Source organism: Nostoc sp. C057, assembly GCF_013393925.1.
Taxonomy (GTDB): Bacteria; Cyanobacteriota; Cyanobacteriia; order Cyanobacteriales; family Nostocaceae; genus Nostoc; species Nostoc muscorum_A.
Genome location: NZ_CP040281.1, coordinates 3,187,037 through 3,207,463 on the forward strand (window position 1 = coordinate 3,187,037; position 20,427 = coordinate 3,207,463).

The window sequence follows — 20,427 nt, forward strand, 5'->3', positions numbered from 1 at the left end:
TCGCTATATTATGAAATAACCTTGGGACGACTGATTAGGGTGATATCTTTACCTTCGCCCAAACGGTACACTTCTGTGCGATCGCCAACATCAATTTCAAAAAACCGATAGCTTGTAGTAAACCGCGCCCACGGTGCCAAAGGATTAATTTTTGGGAGATTGGTTGTTGCTTGGTAAGTAATTTCAAACCCCGCTCCCCCATCTTGCTTGAACATCCGCAAAAAACATTCGTAGTCTCTAGCGTGCCAAAAATCAGTCGTTCGACGACGCACCACATCTTGTGAGTCAGAACTCATCGCCCGTGCTGCTGATGCGGACACGATTAATTGCAAATTGTCAGACATTCGCGTTAAGGCAAGTTTCTTGTCTGGGTTTGAGAATATTTCATCAACAATTGGTCTAAGCTCAGGGTGTAAACAAGTTTCGGCAATGTAAAACCCTGAATACTTACTGATATCGTTCTCAAATTCCCGATCAACTAGTCTTTCGCAGTCACAACTAACCGACTTTCGTAAGCTCGCAAAAATCAAGTCTTCATATAACTTCTGCTGCGATGCTGGCGCTGCTGCAATAATTTTAAATGCAGACCCACGCATCCCCTGAATTCCAATCAAAGCACAGGTACAATCGAGGGATGCCGCCCACATTGCTAAAAATTTCCGATAGTTGGTATAAAGCATTAATGCTTCCTGGTAGTCAGGAGCTTTAATTTTGAGTAGATGCTTTACTGGGTTGGGTTTAATTTCCCATCCAGGCTTGCATAGTAAAGTCCACAACGTTGAGGAATCTTCAATGGCATCCATGCATTTATCCCCTCAGCAAATTAATGACAATTATTGGTCTGTCCGTTCTTGTCAAACCTCATGCGGGATATCAAATCCTTAAGATGGGCTGGATCTACACCAAACCTATGAGCAATGTCATACTCCTCATCTTCAGTTGGCGGTGCATTTAGTGTAAGTAAATGCTCCAAAAAAGGTTGCGACCCCCCTAAAGGCAAACCATCATCCGTAAAAGGTAACCTATGTTCGTGCATTGACTGCTCAAATACCGCAGGGCGGGTATTTTGTAGCCACGCTACAACCTCACCAGGTTTTGGCGGCTCTATCCCCAGTCGATCGCATTCTTCTAATAACTCGTTTGATAATTGTGATTCTACTGCGGAGATGCTGTGCGAACGCACCACCAAATCCTGCAACCATTCCTGTAGTTTTCCTGTCTCTGGCAGTTGCCAACCCAGCGTCTGACAAGCAGCTACAAACTCTTGTCCAATAACAGCTTCCCTATGCAAATTTTTCAGAAATGCAGCATACTCGTCTTCCGATAAGACATTAAGCTGCTGCTGAAAAAACTTTTGAATTTCTCGACTTAAGCGAAATATACGTGATGCCTGAAAATCATTGTCTTTCTTGATACCCTCAATATCACCCAAGCCAAGGGAGAGATTATCTACAAACCAAACTCCTACCTGGCCCACTTCTGGTACTGATAAACCCAAGGATTCGCACGCAAATATCAGTTCTATACCCAAAGAGGTATAACCAGAAAACATCTGCTCCAAACTACCCGGTTGAGGAACCGGCTTACCACTTTTTTGAGCTAGGTCAACTAAATCTAAACCCAAATCAACTAAACGCCTTAAAGCTTTCGCCAAAGTGCCACCCAATATCGGCAGTAAATCATCTACCTTTTGCCGCACACCGGGCGCAAGGGTAAAAGATACTCGGTCAGTATCCCCTCCAGAAAAGCGTTCGCGCTGATTTGACACACGTTTTTTGAACTTGGTTTATCGAGATTTCTCTTCAGTTTATAGAAACAACAGGGGTTTTAGTTACAAACCTTAAGTTTTATATCAAAACCTATATCGCTAGAACAAATAAACACCTCACCATCAATAAACCTTGTCATTTTAGTGATGCACTAATTTTGATTAGTGCATCACTAAATATTAAATAATATTAAGTTAATGCATCACTAACTCGGCAAATCGGTAAACTTTACCTAAAAAGCACAAAAGAAGGGCTTGAGATAAATCGAGCTAACTCGGTAAAAATCGTGCAAGAGTTAATAAAGATGCAAAAGAACTACAAAATACTAGAAGTACTACCAAAACAAGGACTAGAACCAAGGCAATTTCTACGCCACTGTTTTGATATCGCTGAACTCACTCCCAGAGAACTGCTTGAAGAAGAAACCGACTCACAATACCGCAAAAAATGTATCACTGTACTATGTGCAGTCTTAGGTGTACAAAGACCAACAGTTCGCAAGTGGGGAAGTGATCTCAATTTTGATGGGATACCCAACTACTCCAAAGTTTCACTTGCTTACATTCATGCCGCCGAAATCGTGCCAAAGCAGCTAAAGAGCATCTTGAGAGGAGAATACAACGCACCGTTCGTAGATGCTCAAACGTTTCTAGAAAAAATACTCCTCGAAGGATTAAGCGAACAACAAGTATTGCAAACTGTCTCTCACGCCAATTTTCGCGCAACTTGTGTCAAAACTCTCACGCAAGTATTACATATTGGCACCAAGTCAGTTCAAGATTGGGGTCAGGATATGTCGTTTCACAAAATGCCCAAAATTCATAAGCACACCTTGGGCTATGCCTTGGCTGCTATTTCTAAATCATCATCAAAAAACTTGCAGAAAGCAGCTTAACTTATTCAACTAGTCGAATTAGGAAACTTAGTCTTAGAGATTAAGACCGCGCATATTAGTGCATGAACAACATCATGACTACAGCAACTTTTGCAAATAATTCATACATCGAGCAGCATCAGGTAGACTCCAATCCTACCACTCACATAGAGCAAAGTACCCTAGAGTACCTCCATACGGCTTTCCTACTCTACGAGTACAAGCAGACTTACACCAAAAAAGAGTATCGCGCACTGTTAGAAGAGTACGGTTGGGATAAGGGCAGTGCTGAGGAAAGGCGATCGCTCCGAATTGCCGAGAATTTTCAAGCATTTATCAGTTGCCCGGAACACTTGGCAGTTTTGACTATGGCAATATCAACAAGCTAAAGAAGAAGCTTGGAACCTCCTCTCGGATTCGGAAAGGAAATCTGTATGGCAGATGCTTCCAGAGGCAATCAAAAAGCTTAGTAATGCCAAACGTGAAGGGTTGATTGTCAATTTTTATGAGATTGAGTCGGGAGGGGTATATAAAGTCTTTACTACAGATTACCCACTAATAGAAGAAACAATTAGTAATAGTCGGTTAGACAGATGGTTGGCAGACTTGAAACTCAGGCAGAACTCCGATTGTAATTGATGTGTGTTTAAAGCCAAGTGCAAGAAGTTAACATTAATTAGAATCTCAATGAATTCAACAGCAGCAAACAAAAAAATAGCTGTTAGCCTATTCTCCGGGGTGGGTGGATTTGATTTGGGATTTAAAGCAGCAGGATTTGAAATTGCGATCGCTATTGATAACAATCCCATCGCCTTAGCAACATACCAACATAATTTCCCGCACGCCACAGTCTTGTGCAAAAACATTCGGGAAGTGACAGGGGAAGAAATACGCGCCCATATTCAGGCGAAGTACATAAATTGGGACGGGGAAATTCATGCCGTTTTTGGTGGGCCACCATGCCAAGGATTTAGCGTTGCCGGACTGCAAAATGTTGAAGATGAGAGAAACTCGTTGGTAGGGGAGTTTGTACGGCTGGTGTTGGAACTCAATCCCCTTGCGGCAATCATGGAGAATGTGCCAGGGATTGAGAATCAGAAGTTTGGCACCATCACCGATTCCCTCCAAGCAGTGCTAGAAGAACATTATTTTCTCTCAAAGTGGAACCTGAACGCTTCAGATTACGGGGTTCCCCAGGCTAGAAAAAGGGTGTTTTTTGTTGCATCTAAGTTTGGAGAAATTATACCGCCAAAGCATCAACTTCAACATACAGTTAGAGATGCGATCGCGGACTTGTTGCCAGTCCCCCTACTCCCCAAGCAAAACACTCAAGAATGGCATCCAGATTGGGTGAAGGGAGAATATGCTAAGTATCTTGAAAAAATATTCCCAAATCTTGGTATAGTAACTAACATTGAGACGGGATTCGCAGCGACAACACATACACCAGAAGTAATTCAGCAATTCATCAACACTCCTCCAGGCGCGAGAGAAGCTAAATCCAAATCAAAAAAGCTGCAATGGGATGGATTCTGCGTGACGTTAAGAGCGGGGAGTGGCAACCGCACCGCATTACGTCCCCTCCATCCAGAACAACCACGGGTTATCTCAGTTAGAGAAGCTGCTCGTTTGCACAGCTACCCCGATTGGTTTAATTTCAGCGAGGCAATACTCCACGCCCAAAGAGAAATCGGAAATTCGGTACCCCCATTGCTTGCATATGCTGTGGGAATGCAAGTTAGAGAACATCTAGAATGCAATACCATTTATCAGATTAAGTGCCAAAATTGGCAAAACTGCCTATTTTTCTCAATATCTTGCAGTTTTAAGAATATAGTCGTTTTTGTCAATGAAATACTGTCTTTAAGCGGGTTAAGCAAAATCAGCAAAGAGCGACCCCCTCCACATCTGGAAGTAGAAGTGTAACAGTATCTAAGTAGGTAGGTGGGAAAATTTACAACTATGTAACGAAAGTTTAACCAGAGCCATTAGAGCCAAATTTAATACGTTTTGTACTGTGGTTGCCTTTTTCTCCCCTAGCTTTAACGCCATCAATCACCGCGTAAGCAAGGTCTAACTCATCATCAAATATTTGCCCACATAATTCATCTTTTTTCAGGTGCTGCCACTCCAATTCAATTGGATTCATCTCGGAGCAGTATGCAGGCAAAAAGAAGATGTACAAACCCATCTGTTCCCACTTTAACCATAGTTTTTGCACTTCAAGACATCGGTGTATCGGTCCGTTATCCTGCACAATTACCCTAGTGCGCCCGGTTTTTTGAGCTTCCGTCGCTTCAATTTCCATCATTTGAATGTAAGATTTACGACTAACACCACCAATAACTAGACCGTAAATAAAGCTGATTAAAGGTTGAAGAAACCCGATAATACTTAATCTCCGACCACGACGCTTGGTTTGCTCTAAGCGTTTTTGCTCACCTCTAAAGTAATAGGTGTAACCTGGTTCACTCCACACACAGAATCCTGATTCATCTAGATACTTTAGGTCTATTTCTCCGGTAGCTGCGGATAATTCCAACATATCTAGGTCTGCTTGTTTCTTCGCTCTGACTACGGGGTCTTGTTTTCTCTTGTGGCTCTTCTTGGCTCGCTTCCAATAGACCCCCTTTTTTGAGTACCCGTCTTAATCTGTCGGGACTCAATTTTATGTGGCGCTCGCTTTCTAATTTCCGGGAGAGTTGAAAACTATTGTATGTACGTGGTTCTTCTCTGAGGCATTTTTCCAACAATACTATGTCCTCCTCCTTCCACTTCGGTTTTCCTCCTCGACCTGGTAATTCCCAAAGCCCTTCTATACCTAACTTCTGCCATTTATGTAAGACTTCTCTTACTGTTTGAACACTCCAGTCAAAGTGAGCAGCTATTTTTTCTACGTACCAACCATGCGCGTTTAATCTGATTGCCTCTGCTCGATCTTTAACTTTCTGTGGTACATCCACAGTTCTCAGGTTTAACAGGGTTTGGTCTTGCTCACGCGTGAGGAATACCCTTAAGCGAGCGCCCATAACATTTGTTACCTCTGTAAGTACATTTTCCGTATTTATTTATCTTAATATAGTTGGGTTTTTTCCCACCCACCTACTTACAGACATATAATCTCGCAACTACTCAAGTAGCCTATGAAATGTTGCAGTCAGCCTAGTTTTTGTACCATTTTGTTCGCTAGCTACAACCGCATTCCAACCCCTGTAAGGCATTGGTTGTCCAGTGTCATCTCCCCAAAACACCATTGCTCAACTTCATTAACTATAAATACTGCTATTGTTGTGATTTTGAGTACTCAGCTTTGCACTTTAGAGATGGCAGTCAAATTTTTTAAGAAATTAATAGCTTCTTTATCAAATTCAGATTATGACATTTTAGCTGAAAAATTGTGAGGAGCAAGGAAAAAGTAAATTATTCTTTAATCAGGTCAGGTAGTGAATTTTTCTTAGGCTACAGTGGCTCACGGTTCAAAGATAAAAAGTTGTTGCAAGGTCTTTTTGTAATTATATAACTGAAGTTACTTTTTACAAAAAATTCCGCTACTATGCGACTTATTGTTGCAGATGAGCCAGATTTAGGCACAGTAGTTAAAAGCGATGGTGCGGAGCGCCCACGTAGGCGATCACAAAAATTTTCAGTCTACTGAAGTTGCGTTTTTAACAATCAACAGCTTTTGGCAAACTATGGTATCTGGATCGCATGGTTTGGCTTTATGAAGATATGAAAGAGACAAATACAGATTATCAGAGTTGGCTGTATTAAAGCAGGAGTTTTAAGTATAAAACACTACAGTCAGGTATTGCTACTGTACATACCTATCTTTAGGCATAGAAAAATTTCATTCTAATTTCATTTTCTTATGAAACTCTATGAATAGGGTGAACGGTAAGACATTTCAGACATTTATATACCTTCATTGATGACAAGTGATTGCTAAAAATATGTTAGCCAGGGGTAAAATTCTCTGGTTGAGGCTCTCCCGTCAGTTGGTTCAACCCAGGCGCTTGGCTTTCGTGGAAGCTTGCCTGATTGGTCTAGTTTCTGGGTTAGCGGCAGTTCTGTTAGGACAGGCAGTGGATTGGGCTGGTGCATTGCGAGTACGTGTTTCTTACCATTGGCCTGCCTACTTAGTACTACCAGCTATTGGACTAATAGGGGGACTGTTAGCTGGTTGGCTAGTAGAGCGCTTCGCACCGGAAGCATCAGGTAGTGGGATGTCTGAAGTCAAAGCGGTATTGGCTCGCGTACCGATGCCGTTAAATCTGCGGATTGCTTTGGTCAAGTTGATCAGTGCGACATTAGTGTTGGGTTCGGGAATGCCTTTGGGACGGGAAGGGCCAACTGTCCAAATTGGGGCAGCCTTGGCAAATCAACTGAGTAATTGGGCACCGACTTCACCAGAGCATCGTCGCCAACTAATCGCCGCCGGAGCCGGAGCTGGATTAGCTGCGGCTTTTAATGCACCGATCGCAGGTGTACTATTTGTAGTGGAAGAATTACTCCAAGATGTATCAGGTATCACTCTTGGCACTGCAATTTTGGCTTCTTTCATCGCTTCAGTCATCTCCCGGCTCTATGGTAGTCACAACCTGGATCTGAATCATCTAAATTTAGGTCTTCCCGATACAACTTTCTTCGCTCAGGAAATCCCTTTCTACTTAATTTTGGGAGTGCTGGCGGGACTTCTAGGCATTCTATTTAATAAAGGTATTCTTGAAAGTCTAGCAATTAACCGCCGCCTGGTAAGGTTGAGTTTACCCTGGCGAATTGGAATTGCTGGGTTAGTGAGTGGTTTGGCGATCGCCTTTTTACCTGCTACCTTTCGCGATCATGCTGGGCTGAGAGAAATTTTGCTTGCGGGTAATACTAATTGGTCATTTGCAGCGATCGCTCTTTTAGTTCAGTTTATCCTAATTATTTTTACCTACGGCTCTGGAGCGCCAGGGGGTTTACTAGTTCCCACTTTGGCATTAGGGGCTGCCCTTGGTTACTTAGTTGGTGCTGTCGAACACAGTTTACTGGGAATGAGTGCTGCAACAGTCTATGCTCATGTCGGCATGGCTGCCTTTTTTAGCGCTGTCTCCAAAGTACCAATTACAGCAGTCGTTATTGTATTTGAGATGACAACAGATTTCAATCTGGTGCTACCGCTAATGATTGCGTCTGTGGTTGCCTATTTAGTAGCAGAAAAAATTGACCATCGATCGCTCTACGACCTTCTACTAGAGTGGAAAGGGATTCACATTACCAAGGAGCCTAGTACAGAGGGACTTCTAGCGCAACTGAGTGCCGTAGATGTGATGCAACGGCGTGTAGAAACCCTCTCTAGCCAAATGAGTACTGATGAAGCAGTACAGGCATTTTCTCACTCTCACCATCGCAACTTCCCGGTTTTAGAGAATGGTAGAGTTGTTGGGATTGTCACTCAGAAAGATTTAGTTAATATTGCTTCCCAACAGTTAAGTGGAGATACCACTATTAGCGAGATTATGACACCAGAGCCTGTGACAGTAACTCCCACAGCTACACTGGCTCATGTACTGCATATACTCAATCGTTATCATCTCAGCTGCTTACCCGTTACAGAAAATCGCAAGCTCATAGGAATTATTACTCGTAGTGATATTATCCGTGTAGAAGCAGAGCAACTCAGTGGTAATAGCGAACAAATAGAACGTAAATCAGCACCTTCTTATGTAGTTTACCAAACTCGCGCTCCGGCTACAGGTAAAGGAAGATTGTTAGTACCACTTTCACATCCTCAGACAGCCGAAACTTTATTAGAAATGGCAGTTGCGATCGCCAAAGATCGCAATTACGAAATAGAATGCCTACAAGTGATTATCGTTCCGTCTAGCCGCATCCCATCGGAAACACCAGTACAAATCAGCAAAAGTCTTCAACTTTTGCAACGGGCAATACTTTTAGGAGAGAATTCGCGGATTCCCGTTCATACCCAGATCCGAGTTGCCCATAATGTTGCTGGAGCAATTTTGGAGACTGTCAAAGAACGACACATTGACTTGGTGCTAATGGGATGGAAAGGCAGTACATCAACTCCTGGTAGAGTTTTCAGCCGAGTGGTGGATACCATAATTCGACAGGCAGGTTGTGATGTTATCTTGGCTAAATTAGATGATAAAAGATCCTTTGACCGTTGGTTGTTGCCAATGGCAGGTGGCCCTAACTCCAGCCAAGCAATTAAGTTATTACCTGCTCTGGCTTCTCTAAGTACATCGCCCCAAATCAAGCTATGTCAGGTTTTCCAGCCTACTAACTCGATTCCTGACACAACATTATTAGATAAATCTGTTCACTTTCTGCAACGCCGAGTTAGCGGTAAAGTGATGGCTACTCCAGTTCGTGCCAATTCTGTTTCTGATGCTGTCCTCAAGTGTGCAGAACAAGATAACAGTGATGTGATTGTTCTGGGAGCTAGCCGTGAAAGTTTACTACAACAAGCGATTCAAGGAAATATTGCCGAGAATATTTCTCGCAAGAGTAATTGTACAGTTATCATGGTCAAAACTTAATTACATAGGCGCAACCCTACCCATAGAGTATTACAAATGACAAATGACAAATTACGAATTACGAATCATCGGCAAGTATATAGTAAAAGTTGCCCCTTGATTTGATGTGCTGCTGGCGATAATACTACCTTGATGGGCTTCAATAATCCGCTTAGAAATTGCTAACCCTAGACCATTACCGCTACCTTTGCGTGCAGGGTCTGTTGTATAAAATTGCTCAAAGATTCGGGGTAAATCACCCTCTTTTATCCCTTTTCCCTGGTCTTGAATTTGAATAATAGCTTGTTTGCCTTGGCTGTATGCAGAAATAAATACTTGAGAATTGGCTGGTGAGTGCTTAATCGCATTATCCAACAAATTGAGAATCGCTTGTAATAACCGCTCTGGATCGCCCTGAATCATTAGGTTTCCGGCGTTAACCTGTGTAGAAATTCCCAAAGATAGCATTCGCGGTTCTAGTGCATTGACAGCACGGTTAATTAATCCATGCAGCGAGATGGGTTGCTTTTCTAATTCAAAAACTCCTGCTTCCAAACGTCCTAAATCCAGCAAGTCATGAATCAATCGTGATAAACGCTTGGTTTCGTTTTCGATAGTTTGGAAAAAGCGATCGCGTAATTCTGGTTCTTCAGATGCTCCTGCTTTGAGTGCGTCTACTGTCACCTGAACGTTACTTATAGGGGTACGCAGTTCGTGGGAGACATTGGCTAAAAACACCCGTCGCTCTTTGTCTAAGGAAGCTAACCGCTCACTCATCCGGTTGAGTTCTGCTGCCAATTGATCCAACTCATTGTTCTCATGGATCGTCAGCTTATCGCCAAAATGACCGCCACCCAAGCGAATGGCAAAGTTCCGCATAATCTCAATTGGTTTTGAGAGGCTGCGAGCAAAGCGACTGCTAATTAATGTACACAGTAGAATCGTTACAGCTAGGGTTCCCAAAATACTCCAAATTACCCTAGCAAACTGTCGCTGAAGCTGCTCCAAAGTCATAGACATTCGGATTACGCCCAACAATTGACCGTTACGCTCAATAGGTCTGGTAATGTAGAGGCGATCGCTATTTGATAAAACGCCTTTGGCAACACCTTGCTTTACACGGTTTTGTAAAGCTTCCCGTATTCCCGGAACTTGATACCAATCTTTAACCTGGCTGTCTAACTTGGGGTCAGAAGTGGCTAATAGACTGCCTTGTTGATTAAAAACACGTAGGGTTACAGTTTGTGGTGCGCCATACCGTTGCACCAGTAAATTTACCTGTTTAATATCTTTTTCTTCTAGTGCATCTGCTACACTTTCGCTTAACGCACTCGTCCAGTTATCCAAATCTACTTGTCGCGATCGCATAAAATAATCATGGAACGACCAAAGGATATAACCTGCCATCAGTGACGTTCCAAAAGCTGTTAACATCAGGTATGTGCCTAAAAGCTTGGCATAAATTGTATTTAATTTAATCCCAGGTATCCAGCCTCTCATGAAGGCTGCTCCCCAGAACGACGACGCAGTACTGCTTTGATGCGTGCTAGTAGTTCACGGGTGTTAAAAGGTTTAGTAATATAATCATCTGCACCTGCTTCTAACCCCCAAATTTTATCAATATCCTCATCTTTAGCAGTGAGCATCACAATAGGTACATTGGAAAATGCTCGAATCCGCCAGCAAACTTCCATACCGTCAACTTCCGGTAACATCAAATCAAGCAAAATTACATCTGGTACTTGCTTGTGAAACTGTTTGATTGCACTATGTCCATCGGCGGCTGTAGTCACCGTGTAACCTTCTTTTTGTAGTGTATAGGTGAGACTGTCGCAAAGAGCTGCTTCATCATCTACAAGTAATACATGTGGCATTGTTTATTCTAAATTAGCGTGAGTTATTTATAATAATATTTTGTATTAACAGATATATTTGTGACATCTTCCTCTCGAAATTAATTTGTTAAATAGTAAGGATGAAAACCTTATCACCAAGAAGGTTTAAGTTTAGTCATGACTGCTTAATTTACTCTTGACTATTACTGTTCCTGGTTGGGGAAATTTGATCGTAAAACTTGTTCCACCTCCTACTTCGCTATCTACATAAATTTCTCCATGATGTATTTCTAAACACTTTTTAACCACAGCAAGTCCTAGTCCACTGCCAACAATCTTGCCTACATTATTAGCACGATGAAAAGGCTCAAATAAATGCTCTTGAAATTCGCCAGGAATCCCTATCCCATTATCTTTAACTTGGAAAAATATTGCGGATGATTCACAACTAAGAATTAAGAAAATACTTCCCTCTGGAGGTGAATATTTAATTGCATTTGAGAGTAAGTTACTCAGAACCGAATAAAGTATATTTTCGTCTAATTTAGCGTGAGTACAGTTCCCTTGGCTGATAAATTTAATAGTATGCTGTTGTTGATTAGAAAATTGGAGGTCTTCTATCAAATTAATGCAAAAGGCTTCCAAATCTATCAGTTCTGGATGAAATTCTAATTTCCCAGCTTCTGCCCTAGTCAAAGTTAAAATATCGGTTAGTAACTGGTTCATTGACCTAGCTGAAGATTGAATGCGATACAGATTTTTAAGTTTCTTCTCTTCCGTCCACTGCTGATTACTTTGAGCCAATAGTTGAGCCGACCCCAATATAATACTCAGTGGTGTGCGAAATTCATGGGATACCATTGAAAAAAATCGTAACTTCAATTCGCTAAGTTCTTTTTCTTGAGCTAAAGTCTGTTGAATAGCTTCTGCTTCTTGGCGCTTTACTAATTGCTGATAAAGCAACGCATAAACGCCTAATAAAATAGCAAAACTCAAGAAAGTACCGAGGAATTCAATTAACATCCGGTTGCGGATATTCTCTTGGGAATGTCTGACCGAGATTTGTAGTAACTGTTCTTCCCTAGCTTGCATTTGAGTAAGCGTTTCGCGGATTTGATTACGATTTTGGTTACTTTGAGTAAGTAGAGGTGCTTGAATAGCAAAGCTTGATTTACCTACTTCTTTGAGGTTAATCGACTGTTTAGATAATTGAACTCTTTGAGCAATGAGGAATTTTAGCTTCGTTATTTGCTGCTGTTGATAAGAGTCATCAGCAAGTTGTTGCTGCAACTTTTTGACTTTGGCATCCAGGCTTTGCATTGCCTGATAGTAACGTTTGAGTTCTGATTGCTCTCTATAAAGAATATAACCCCTGCGTCCGGCTTCTGCATCGGTTAGTGTAGCAAAGATGTCAATAACATTTTTCATTACCTCATGTGTGTCCTTGACTTGATTGCTACTTTCAATTAACTGAGTAGCATTTTGGTAAGAAATAAGACTAGCTGTACCCATTAATAATAAGCTCAAGCCGAAGCCAGAGGCAATCCATTTCCTTTCCAGTGACCATTTCATAGAAAAAATCAATTAATGGTTCAGAGTCCATATCTTATCCAAGACCTTACATCAAAGTAAAGATTTTTCCAAATATTAAGCTTAGTTCAAAAATTTTATTACTAACCGATTTCTACCCGATTTTTGCCTTAAATCTCCACAAAGAGGTATTAAACTTCTACTTAAATTCAAGCTCCTTTGCACTAAAATATCTCCAAACAAATAAATTTAATTGTTTGTTTGGAGAATTTTAGTTTTATATATCAGGACTCATATTTGATTTTTGAAAAACTCATTGCCACTCAAAAAGCTTTCTTTTGTATTGGCTATGTAAATACCCACTAAACCCAATAAATTCTCTAAATCAAAAGATATTCCTATATTGTCATTAAATAAACTGTGATTGCTCTATTAAGCTAAAGCATATCTAATTTGCATATTAAACTTTTCTGAATATCTTGTGGGGTGGGCATCTTGCCCGCCCTGATTATGCAACTTTAATGCCGATTAGCTTATCTCATCTCTAATTCATACGAATTATATTGAAAATTTAGAATTCATCAATATTCTTGCTTTTACTACCCGATTTTTACCCGAATTCTACCCAACTTTTAGACTTTTAAGGTGTAGCGTTAAAAAAATACAAAATGAGGTATTGAAATATCATTTCCGGTTTTGGCAAATTTTAATGCCTCACTGTTCAGTGAATATTGTCAATAAATATCGTTCATCATAATGAGTAAGTAGAGTGAAATTACAGAGTTCACAGAATCTCGCAGTTACAAGGCGAGAGAGTGTTTTTAGACAAAATAAAAAGAAAAAAATTACTACCCATACACCAAACCAAATACTAAACACTAGACACAGACTTTTTTTAGTATGGTGTATTTTAATGGCAGCAGTATTAGGACTGGTTATCAACTTGTATAAATTACAAATTGTACAGGGAGCAAAGCTAACAGAGAAAGCACGAAATCAGCAGATGGTAACTTTACAGCCTTTTATACCTCGCCGAATGGTGGTGGATCGTAATCATAATATCTTGGCTTGTGACCGTCTTGTATATACTCTGTACGCCCATCCAAAACTGTTTAAACAATCTGATGAACAAGTAGCACAAAAACTTGCCCCAATACTTAACAAAAATGCTAATGAATTAGTGAAAATTTTTCAAAGTCAAAAAAGTGGCATTTTACTTGCTTCTGCGCTACCAGAAGAAACTGTTACTCATGTAACTGCATTGCACTTCAATGGTTTGGAGTTAACTCAAAAATACCTCCGGTTCTACCCACAGAAAGATTTAGTTGCAGATGTAGTAGGTTATGTCAATACAGACCGTAACGGTCAAGCAGGTGTGGAATACAGCCAAGAAGATTTGCTGAAACGTTCTGTGCAAAATGTACGGCTTAGTCGAACAGGTAACGGCGCATTTATGCCAGATTATGCTCCTGTGGGATTGCTGGATTTTGATGATTTGCAACTACAGCTAACTATTGATAATCGCCTACAACGAAGTGCCCGTATAGCTCTGAAGCAACAAATGGAGAAATTTAGGGCGAAACGAGGGGCAGTAATTGTAATGGATGCTTTGGATGGTTCTTTGCTGGCTTTAGTATCTGTGCCAACATATAACTCCAACGAATACTCCAAAGCTGATATTTCATTGTTTAAAAATTGGACAGTAGCAGATACTTATGAACCAGGATCAACATTTAAGCCTTTGAATGTAGCGATCGCTTTAGAAAATGGCGTTATAAAATCAGATGATGTGTTTAAAGATCCTGGTTTTATTAAAGTAGCCAACTACACTATTAAAAATGCTGAGGAAAACAATTATCGAAAAATTAGTGTTACTCAAATACTACAATACTCTAGCAATGTTGGCATGGTGGAAATTATGCAGCGATTGCGTCCTTCAGTCTATTACAACTGGCTTCAACGCTTAGGAGTAGGACAAACTGTTGATACAGATTTGCCATTTGCAGTTAGCGGACAGTTAAAAAGTCAAGAAAAATTTGTTGCTTCACCTATAGAACCAGCGACTACCTCCTTTGGCCAAGGATTTTCCCTCACACCGTTACAAATAGTCTAATTACACGCAGCTTTAGCTAACGGTGGGAAGTTAGTTACACCTCATGTAGTCCGGGGACTGATTGATAGCAAAGGACAGATACATTACTCACCCACTTTCCCCACACCACGCCAAATTTTCTCACCCACTACAACCAAAAAGGTGATTAAAATGATGGAAACTGTGGTTGAAGAAGGAACTGGAAAAGCATCACAAATCTCCGGTTATCAAATAGCTGGTAAAACTGGTACAGCACAAAAAGCAAGTTCCACTGGCGGTTATAAAAGAGGCGCTTACATCACTAGCTTTTTGGGTATATTACCAGTGGAGTCTCCCCGTTATGTAGTTTTGGCAGTGGTAGATGAGCCAAAAGGAGAAAATGTTTATGGTGGTACTGTCGCCGCACCAATTGTTAAATCTGTGATGGAAGCACTTATTCCTCTTGAGGAGATTCCACCAAGTCAGGTAATGAATTAAGGGTTAAATACTATATAGAATAGGAAGAAAATAACTGTATAAAAAGTCAATACTTTATACATACTTATATCTTTTTTGAGTCAATTATGAGAGTTATAAAAGATATCAGAACTTACGATAACTAACGGGACTTAAACATTTTTGATGGATAAACAAGCCTCAAACCCATGCAGGGTAAGGGAAATACACCAAATGCTCAAAAACGGCTTAAACCCAGATATATCAATCAACCGAGTAAAACGATGTCAAAGTCTCTCTGTATATAGATTTGAGGCTTTTTTGTGGGTGTTTTTTGTCTAAGTCCCACTAAACAATTTGTAGTTAAATTTATAAATTAGGAAATCCAATTGCCGTGTCTTCATTTAAAACTTTTGAAGAGAAACAATCAAAAATTCAGACTTTACCTAATTTTGAGTTTTTCAAAAGAGTCGGTCAAGTAACTGGTGGCACACTCTTATCAATTACTATGCTATCAAGTTCTGTGCTGGCTGGAGGACTAGTAGGTTTAGCTATTAGTTTCCGCGATTTACCAGATGTTAGACAACTACGAAACTTTATACCCTCAGAAACAACTTATATCTATGATATTAAAGGCAAGCTTTTAACACGTATACATGGGGAAGCTAATCGCCAAGTAGTGCCTTTAGATCAAATTTCCCCCAATTTAATACGAGCCGTATTAGCTAGTGAAGATAGTCGCTTTTACGAGCATCATGGTATTAATCCCGGTGGTATTGGACGTGCTGCATTAGTCAATTTTGCATCTGGGGAAGTGCGAGAGGGTGGTTCTACAATCACCATGCAGTTAGTAAAAAATATTTTCTTATCTCAAAAACGCGCTTTTACCCGAAAAATAGTAGAAGCAGTATTAGCAATTCGCTTAGAGCAAGTTATCAGTAAAGACGAAATATTAGAGATGTACCTCAATCAAGTTTATTGGGGTCATAATAACTATGGTGTTCAGACAGCAGCACGCACTTACTTTAAAAAATCAGCACAAAATTTGACTTTGGGCGAATCAGCAATGATGGCGGGTTTAATTCAAGCTCCAGAAGAATTTAGCCCGTTTGTGAGCATGAAGCTGGCAAAACAGAAACAAAAAGAAGTATTGGGGCGAATGTTGGAACTCAATTGGATTAGCCAACAAGAGTATAATGATGCACTCAAACAAAAAATTAAACTTGGTGAAATTAGGTCATTTCAAGGTAGCGCTTTGCCTTACGTTACAAATACTGTAGCTCAGGAATTAATTAAAAAGTTTGGGCGTGAAACATTGCTCAAAGGAGGAATGCAGGTACAAACTACAGTAGATACTAGCTTCCAAATGATGGCAGAAGAAACTATTAAGAAGTGGCATCAAAGCCTTGAACGTCAGGGATTAAATAATAATCAAATGGCTTTAGTGGCAATTGATCCTCGCACACATTTTATTAAAGCACTAGTGGGTGGTGTAGATTCAAAAACTAGCGAATTTAATCGAGCAACTCAAGCCCACCGTCAGCCAGGATCTTCTTTTAAACCGTTTGTTTACTATACTGCTTTTGCTAGTGGTAAATTTACACCACGTACAACAATTCTAGATACTCCAGTTAGTTATCGTGATGGTAATGGTTGGTATTCTCCCCGAAACTACGATAATAGTTTTATGGGAGCAATACCAGTTCGCACTGCCCTCGCCCTGTCTCGTAATATCCCCGCAATCAAGATTGGCAAAGCTGTGGGTATGAATAAAGTTATTGAAACTTGCCGTACTTTGGGAATTATGAGTCCAATGTTACCTGTGAGTTCTTTGCCACTAGGTGCAATCGGTGTGACACCGCTAGAAATGGCTAGCGCTTATGCGACTTTTGCTAATTACGGCTGGCGATCGCCAGCGACGATTATTGCCCGTGTCACTGATGGTAATGGCAATGTGTTAATAGATAATACTCCTAAACCTCAGCTAGTGCTTGACCCTTGGGCATCAGCAGCAACTTTAGACGTGATGCAAACGGTAGTACAAGAAGGAACTGGTAGAGGTGCAGCTATCGGTCGTCCAGTTGCGGGAAAGACGGGTACAACCTCCTCAGAGAAAGATATTTGGTTTATTGGTACTGTACCGCAGTTAACGACTGCCATCTGGGTAGGGAGGGACAACAACCGACAATTATCTAACCACGCAACAGGCGGAGGTATGGTTGCTCCTATTTGGCGTGATTTTATGCAGAAGGCACTTAAGGGTGTACCAGTAGAAAACTTCCAGCCACCTTCTAATTTTCCTCGTCCGAAATCAAATTGAAAGTATTAAAGTTAAGTATTGGAATTTATTCTAGTTTTTTAATTTACAAATATTCTGACAATGCGGATTTTGGTAGTTGAAGATGATGTCCAGTTAGCAGAGATGCTGATGGAAGCCCTGACTGACCGTCAATATGTGGTAGATATAGCCCAAGATGGAGAGGAAGCGTGGGATTGCATCAAAGTGTTGGAATATGATTTGGTTGTACTAGATATTACTTTACCCAAGTTAGATGGTGTAAGTTTTTGTCAACGCTTGCGATCGCCTATGGTGGGGCGTAGCCCATCGCCTACATCAAGGCATACCTTATCGCGCAACATTGCAATACCTGTACTCATGTTAACAGCACGAGATACCCTTGGTGACAAAATTACCGGGTTGGATGCTGGGGCAGATGATTATATGGTTAAACCTTTTGAAATGCCAGAGTTAATGGCTCGTGTTCGCGCCCTGTTGCGCCGCAATAGTGCCGCAACATCTTCTTCAGATTTTGGTTGGGGTAGTTTGCGTTTAAATTCCAGCACTTATGAAGTCACTTATGCTGACCAGCCTTTACATCTAACACCTAAAGAATTTGCTCTTTTAGAACTAATGGTTTCTAGCGGTCGGCGGGTGCTAAGTCGAGCCGGTATTATTGAGCGCATTTGGTCACTTGATGACCCTCCGAGCGAAGAAACTGTTAAGTCTCATATTAAGAGTTTACGGTATAAACTTAAAGACGTAGGTGCTGCCGATGATTTTATTGAGACAGTTCATGGACTAGGCTATCGCTTAAAGCAGCTTTAGGAAAATACCCGATTTCTACCCGATATTTACCTCTTATCTTTACAACTGATTGTTATACTTCAATTACATTACTGAAATTAACCTCTTCTTTTACACTAGAACACTATTATTCTCCAAATCAATTTAATTATTGGTTTGGGGAATTTTAATTTTTATATAACTAAAATAAAAAATACATAATTAACCTATTTTTAGATATTTCTATTTTGATATCTTTGGATGACTGAGAATAAGTTTTACTACAGTGTCAAGCTGAGTCAAGCTGATGTTGAATCTTCGGTTTGACAAAGTTATATTTGCTATAGGTAACGCTACGCGAACAGTTAAAATTTAACTATTAGATATTTGATATTTTCAAATGAGATAGATATTGATTTAGATCGCATTTTTTTATTAGTAACCGATTTCTCACCGATATATCACCGATATTTCAACTTCTAAAATGTAACATCTTGGAACGAAAGCATTTTGGTAAGTTTCTTTCAGTTTTAAGGAAATTTTTATGCCCCATTTTTCAATAAATATTTCCAATATTGTTATTACAAATAAAGAGCATCGCAAGCTTAGAGGTTATGCAGGGGATAATCAAATATCAATTCATCAAGCAATACGGTTATTAATTGATTCTCTTCCATAATGCTCTCAAAATAATAAAGAATTGAGTAGAAGCCATTCGGTTATGTTTCCTAGAAGGTTTTTACACGTTTCTTTTGATGATAGGTAACTTAATAAATAATTTTTTCTCCAAGTTACCTAGCTGTGAATTTTTGTACCACATACCATACTGAATTTTGATTATGAATACTCTTACTTCTTTAAATTTAGTTAAATCTCTAGAAAATTCTGCTACAGAAATGCCAAACTCTCAACCTATTTATGCCCTAATTTCAGTTCATGGCGACCCGACAGCTGAAATTGGTAAAGAAGGGGCAGGTGGTCAAAATGTCTACGTGCGAGAATTGGGATTAGCATTAGCAAAACGCGGCTGTCAGGTTGATATGTTTACCCGACGCGAATACCCCGACCAAGAAGAAATTGTGGAATTAGCACCAGGGTGTCGCACTATTCGTTTAAATGCTGGGCCAGCAAAATTCATTACTCGAAACGATTTATTTGAATATTTACCAGAATTTGTAGATGCCTGGCTGAATTTTCAACAACGAACAGGGCGCAGCTATGCCTTGATTCACACTAACTATTGGCTTTCTGCTTGGGTAGGATTAGAACTTAAATCTCGATTGGGATTACCTCAAGTTCATACCTATCACTCTATAGGGGCAGTTAAATATAGTAATGTGGAGAATCCGCCGCAGATTGCTGCAATTCGTAATTGTGTGGAGAGGGCAATTTTAGAACAAGCAGATTATGTAATATCCACTAGCCCTCAAGAAGCGGAAGATTTACGTCAGTTAATTTCGCAGTATGGACGTATTAAAGTCATTCCCTGCGGGATTAATACTGAACACTTTGGTTCTGTCAGTAAAGAAGTTGCTCGCCAACAGTTGGGAATTGATGCAGATTCTCAGATAATCTTGTATGTAGGACGTTTTGATCCCCGTAAGGGAGTTGAAACCCTAGTCAGAGCTTGCGCCAATTTACCTTCAGCATTTCAACTCTATCTAGTTGGTGGTTGCCGTGAAGATGGAGCAGACTTCCAAGAACAACAACGCATTCAAACTTTGGTGAACGACCTGGGATTGGAAGCAGTTACAGTTTTCACTGGACGAATTTCTCAAGCGCTGTTACCTACTTACTACGCCGCAGGGGATATCTGCGTTGTACCGAGTTACTACGAGCCTTTTGGTTTAGTGGCGATTGAAGCAATGGCAGCCGGAACACCTGTAATTGCTAGCAATGTGGGAGGATTGCAGCATACGGTGGTGCATGGTGAAACTGGATTTTTAGTTCCTCCTCGTGATTTTAAGGCATTGGCGATCGCTATTCATAGTCTATTACAAAACCCAACTCTCAAAGAAAGCTATGGTAATGCTGCACAAAATTGGGTTCAGTCTCGTTTTAGCACTCAGGGAGTTGCCGCCCAAGTTCACGAACTCTACCAATCTTTAACACTTGATACATTTGTTCAAGAAATTATTCAAACTAGAAAGTTAACTCCAGATTTGGAAAGACAAATCCAAAGTTTGTTGAAGTCAAAAGTTTTGAAATCCAATGAAATTAAAGCTCTAGAAAAATTAATTGACTCTTTTTCTAATGGCATTGTGCAGTGGGCAACCAGTTAAATACAGCACTTCCGTCTGTTATAAG

The 20,427-nt window shown here is 40.4% G+C and carries 14 protein-coding genes and 1 pseudogene; 9 read left to right on the forward strand and 6 right to left on the reverse strand.

The genetic code is table 11. The features are described 5' to 3' along the window. Window positions 1–8: 8 nt before the first annotated feature. Window positions 9–803 carry a hypothetical protein gene (locus FD724_RS13820; protein WP_179073022.1) on the reverse strand — a complete coding sequence of 265 codons (795 nt, stop codon included), beginning with the start codon at window positions 801–803 and terminating at the stop codon, window positions 9–11. A 20-nt stretch (window positions 804–823) separates the two neighbouring features. Further along, on the reverse strand, window positions 824–1,768 hold the full coding sequence (locus FD724_RS13825; RefSeq protein WP_179073023.1) for a hypothetical protein: 945 nt from the start codon (window positions 1,766–1,768) through the stop codon (window positions 824–826). A gap of 305 nt (window positions 1,769–2,073) precedes the next feature. Here FD724_RS13825 and FD724_RS13830 point away from each other — a divergent pair, with 305 nt between their 5' ends. The 3 genes from FD724_RS13830 to FD724_RS13840 all read left to right on the forward strand — a co-directional run bounded on the left by FD724_RS13830 (window position 2,074) and on the right by FD724_RS13840 (window position 4,569). Beyond that, complete coding sequence (locus tag FD724_RS13830) at window positions 2,074–2,664, forward strand: hypothetical protein (protein ID WP_179073024.1); 591 nt, start codon at window positions 2,074–2,076, stop codon at window positions 2,662–2,664. Window positions 2,665–2,738: 74 nt separating this feature from the next. Further along, window positions 2,739–3,032, forward strand: coding sequence for a hypothetical protein (locus FD724_RS40825; RefSeq protein ID WP_256874553.1), 294 nt, complete (start codon window positions 2,739–2,741; stop codon window positions 3,030–3,032). A gap of 298 nt (window positions 3,033–3,330) precedes the next feature. Then, window positions 3,331–4,569, forward strand: coding sequence for a DNA cytosine methyltransferase (locus FD724_RS13840; RefSeq protein WP_179073025.1), 1,239 nt, complete (start codon window positions 3,331–3,333; stop codon window positions 4,567–4,569). Between the two features lie 49 nt (window positions 4,570–4,618). Here the strand turns inward: FD724_RS13840 and FD724_RS13845 are convergent. Continuing rightward, a protein-coding gene (locus FD724_RS13845) for an IS630 family transposase (RefSeq protein ID WP_256874324.1) occupies window positions 4,619–5,672 on the reverse strand; the annotation gives its coding sequence in 2 pieces (ribosomal slippage) (window positions 4,619–5,278 and window positions 5,280–5,672; 1,053 coding nt in all). A gap of 679 nt (window positions 5,673–6,351) precedes the next feature. Here FD724_RS13845 and FD724_RS42065 point away from each other — a divergent pair. Beyond that, complete coding sequence (locus tag FD724_RS42065; protein ID WP_372726524.1) at window positions 6,352–6,414, forward strand: hypothetical protein; 63 nt, start codon at window positions 6,352–6,354, stop codon at window positions 6,412–6,414. A gap of 179 nt (window positions 6,415–6,593) precedes the next feature. Then, window positions 6,594–9,185 carry a chloride channel protein gene (locus tag FD724_RS13850; protein ID WP_179075507.1) on the forward strand — a complete coding sequence of 864 codons (2,592 nt, stop codon included), beginning with the start codon at window positions 6,594–6,596 and terminating at the stop codon, window positions 9,183–9,185. Window positions 9,186–9,236: 51 nt separating this feature from the next. On the opposite strand, the gene FD724_RS13855 is transcribed toward FD724_RS13850, so the two are convergent. The 3 genes from FD724_RS13855 to FD724_RS13865 form a co-directional block, all read right to left on the reverse strand. Continuing rightward, window positions 9,237–10,664, reverse strand: coding sequence for a cell wall metabolism sensor histidine kinase WalK (locus FD724_RS13855; RefSeq protein ID WP_179073026.1), 1,428 nt, complete (start codon window positions 10,662–10,664; stop codon window positions 9,237–9,239). Continuing rightward, window positions 10,661–11,038 (reverse strand): response regulator transcription factor, encoded by a 378-nt coding sequence (locus FD724_RS13860; RefSeq protein ID WP_152591568.1) that lies wholly within the window; start codon window positions 11,036–11,038, stop codon window positions 10,661–10,663. The genes FD724_RS13855 and FD724_RS13860 overlap by 4 nt, the downstream gene beginning before the upstream one ends. Before the next feature lie 132 nt (window positions 11,039–11,170). Next, the gene (locus FD724_RS13865) at window positions 11,171–12,571 is read right to left on the reverse strand and encodes an ATP-binding protein (protein ID WP_179073027.1); all 1,401 of its coding nucleotides are present in this window, start codon (window positions 12,569–12,571) and stop codon (window positions 11,171–11,173) included. An 871-nt stretch (window positions 12,572–13,442) separates the two neighbouring features. Here FD724_RS13865 and FD724_RS13870 point away from each other — a divergent pair. From FD724_RS13870 to FD724_RS13885, 4 genes and pseudogenes are all read left to right on the forward strand, one after another. Further along, window positions 13,443–15,098: pseudogene (locus FD724_RS13870) on the forward strand (peptidoglycan D,D-transpeptidase FtsI family protein). A gap of 352 nt (window positions 15,099–15,450) precedes the next feature. Then, entirely contained in the window at window positions 15,451–17,376 is a 1,926-nt protein-coding gene (locus FD724_RS13875) for a transglycosylase domain-containing protein (protein WP_179073028.1), read from the forward strand. A 60-nt stretch (window positions 17,377–17,436) separates the two neighbouring features. After that, entirely contained in the window at window positions 17,437–18,162 is a 726-nt protein-coding gene (locus tag FD724_RS13880) for a response regulator transcription factor (protein WP_012409541.1), read from the forward strand. A 797-nt stretch (window positions 18,163–18,959) separates the two neighbouring features. Further along, complete coding sequence (locus FD724_RS13885) at window positions 18,960–20,402, forward strand: glycosyltransferase (RefSeq protein WP_256874554.1); 1,443 nt, start codon at window positions 18,960–18,962, stop codon at window positions 20,400–20,402. The last annotated feature ends 25 nt before the right edge of the window (window positions 20,403–20,427 follow it).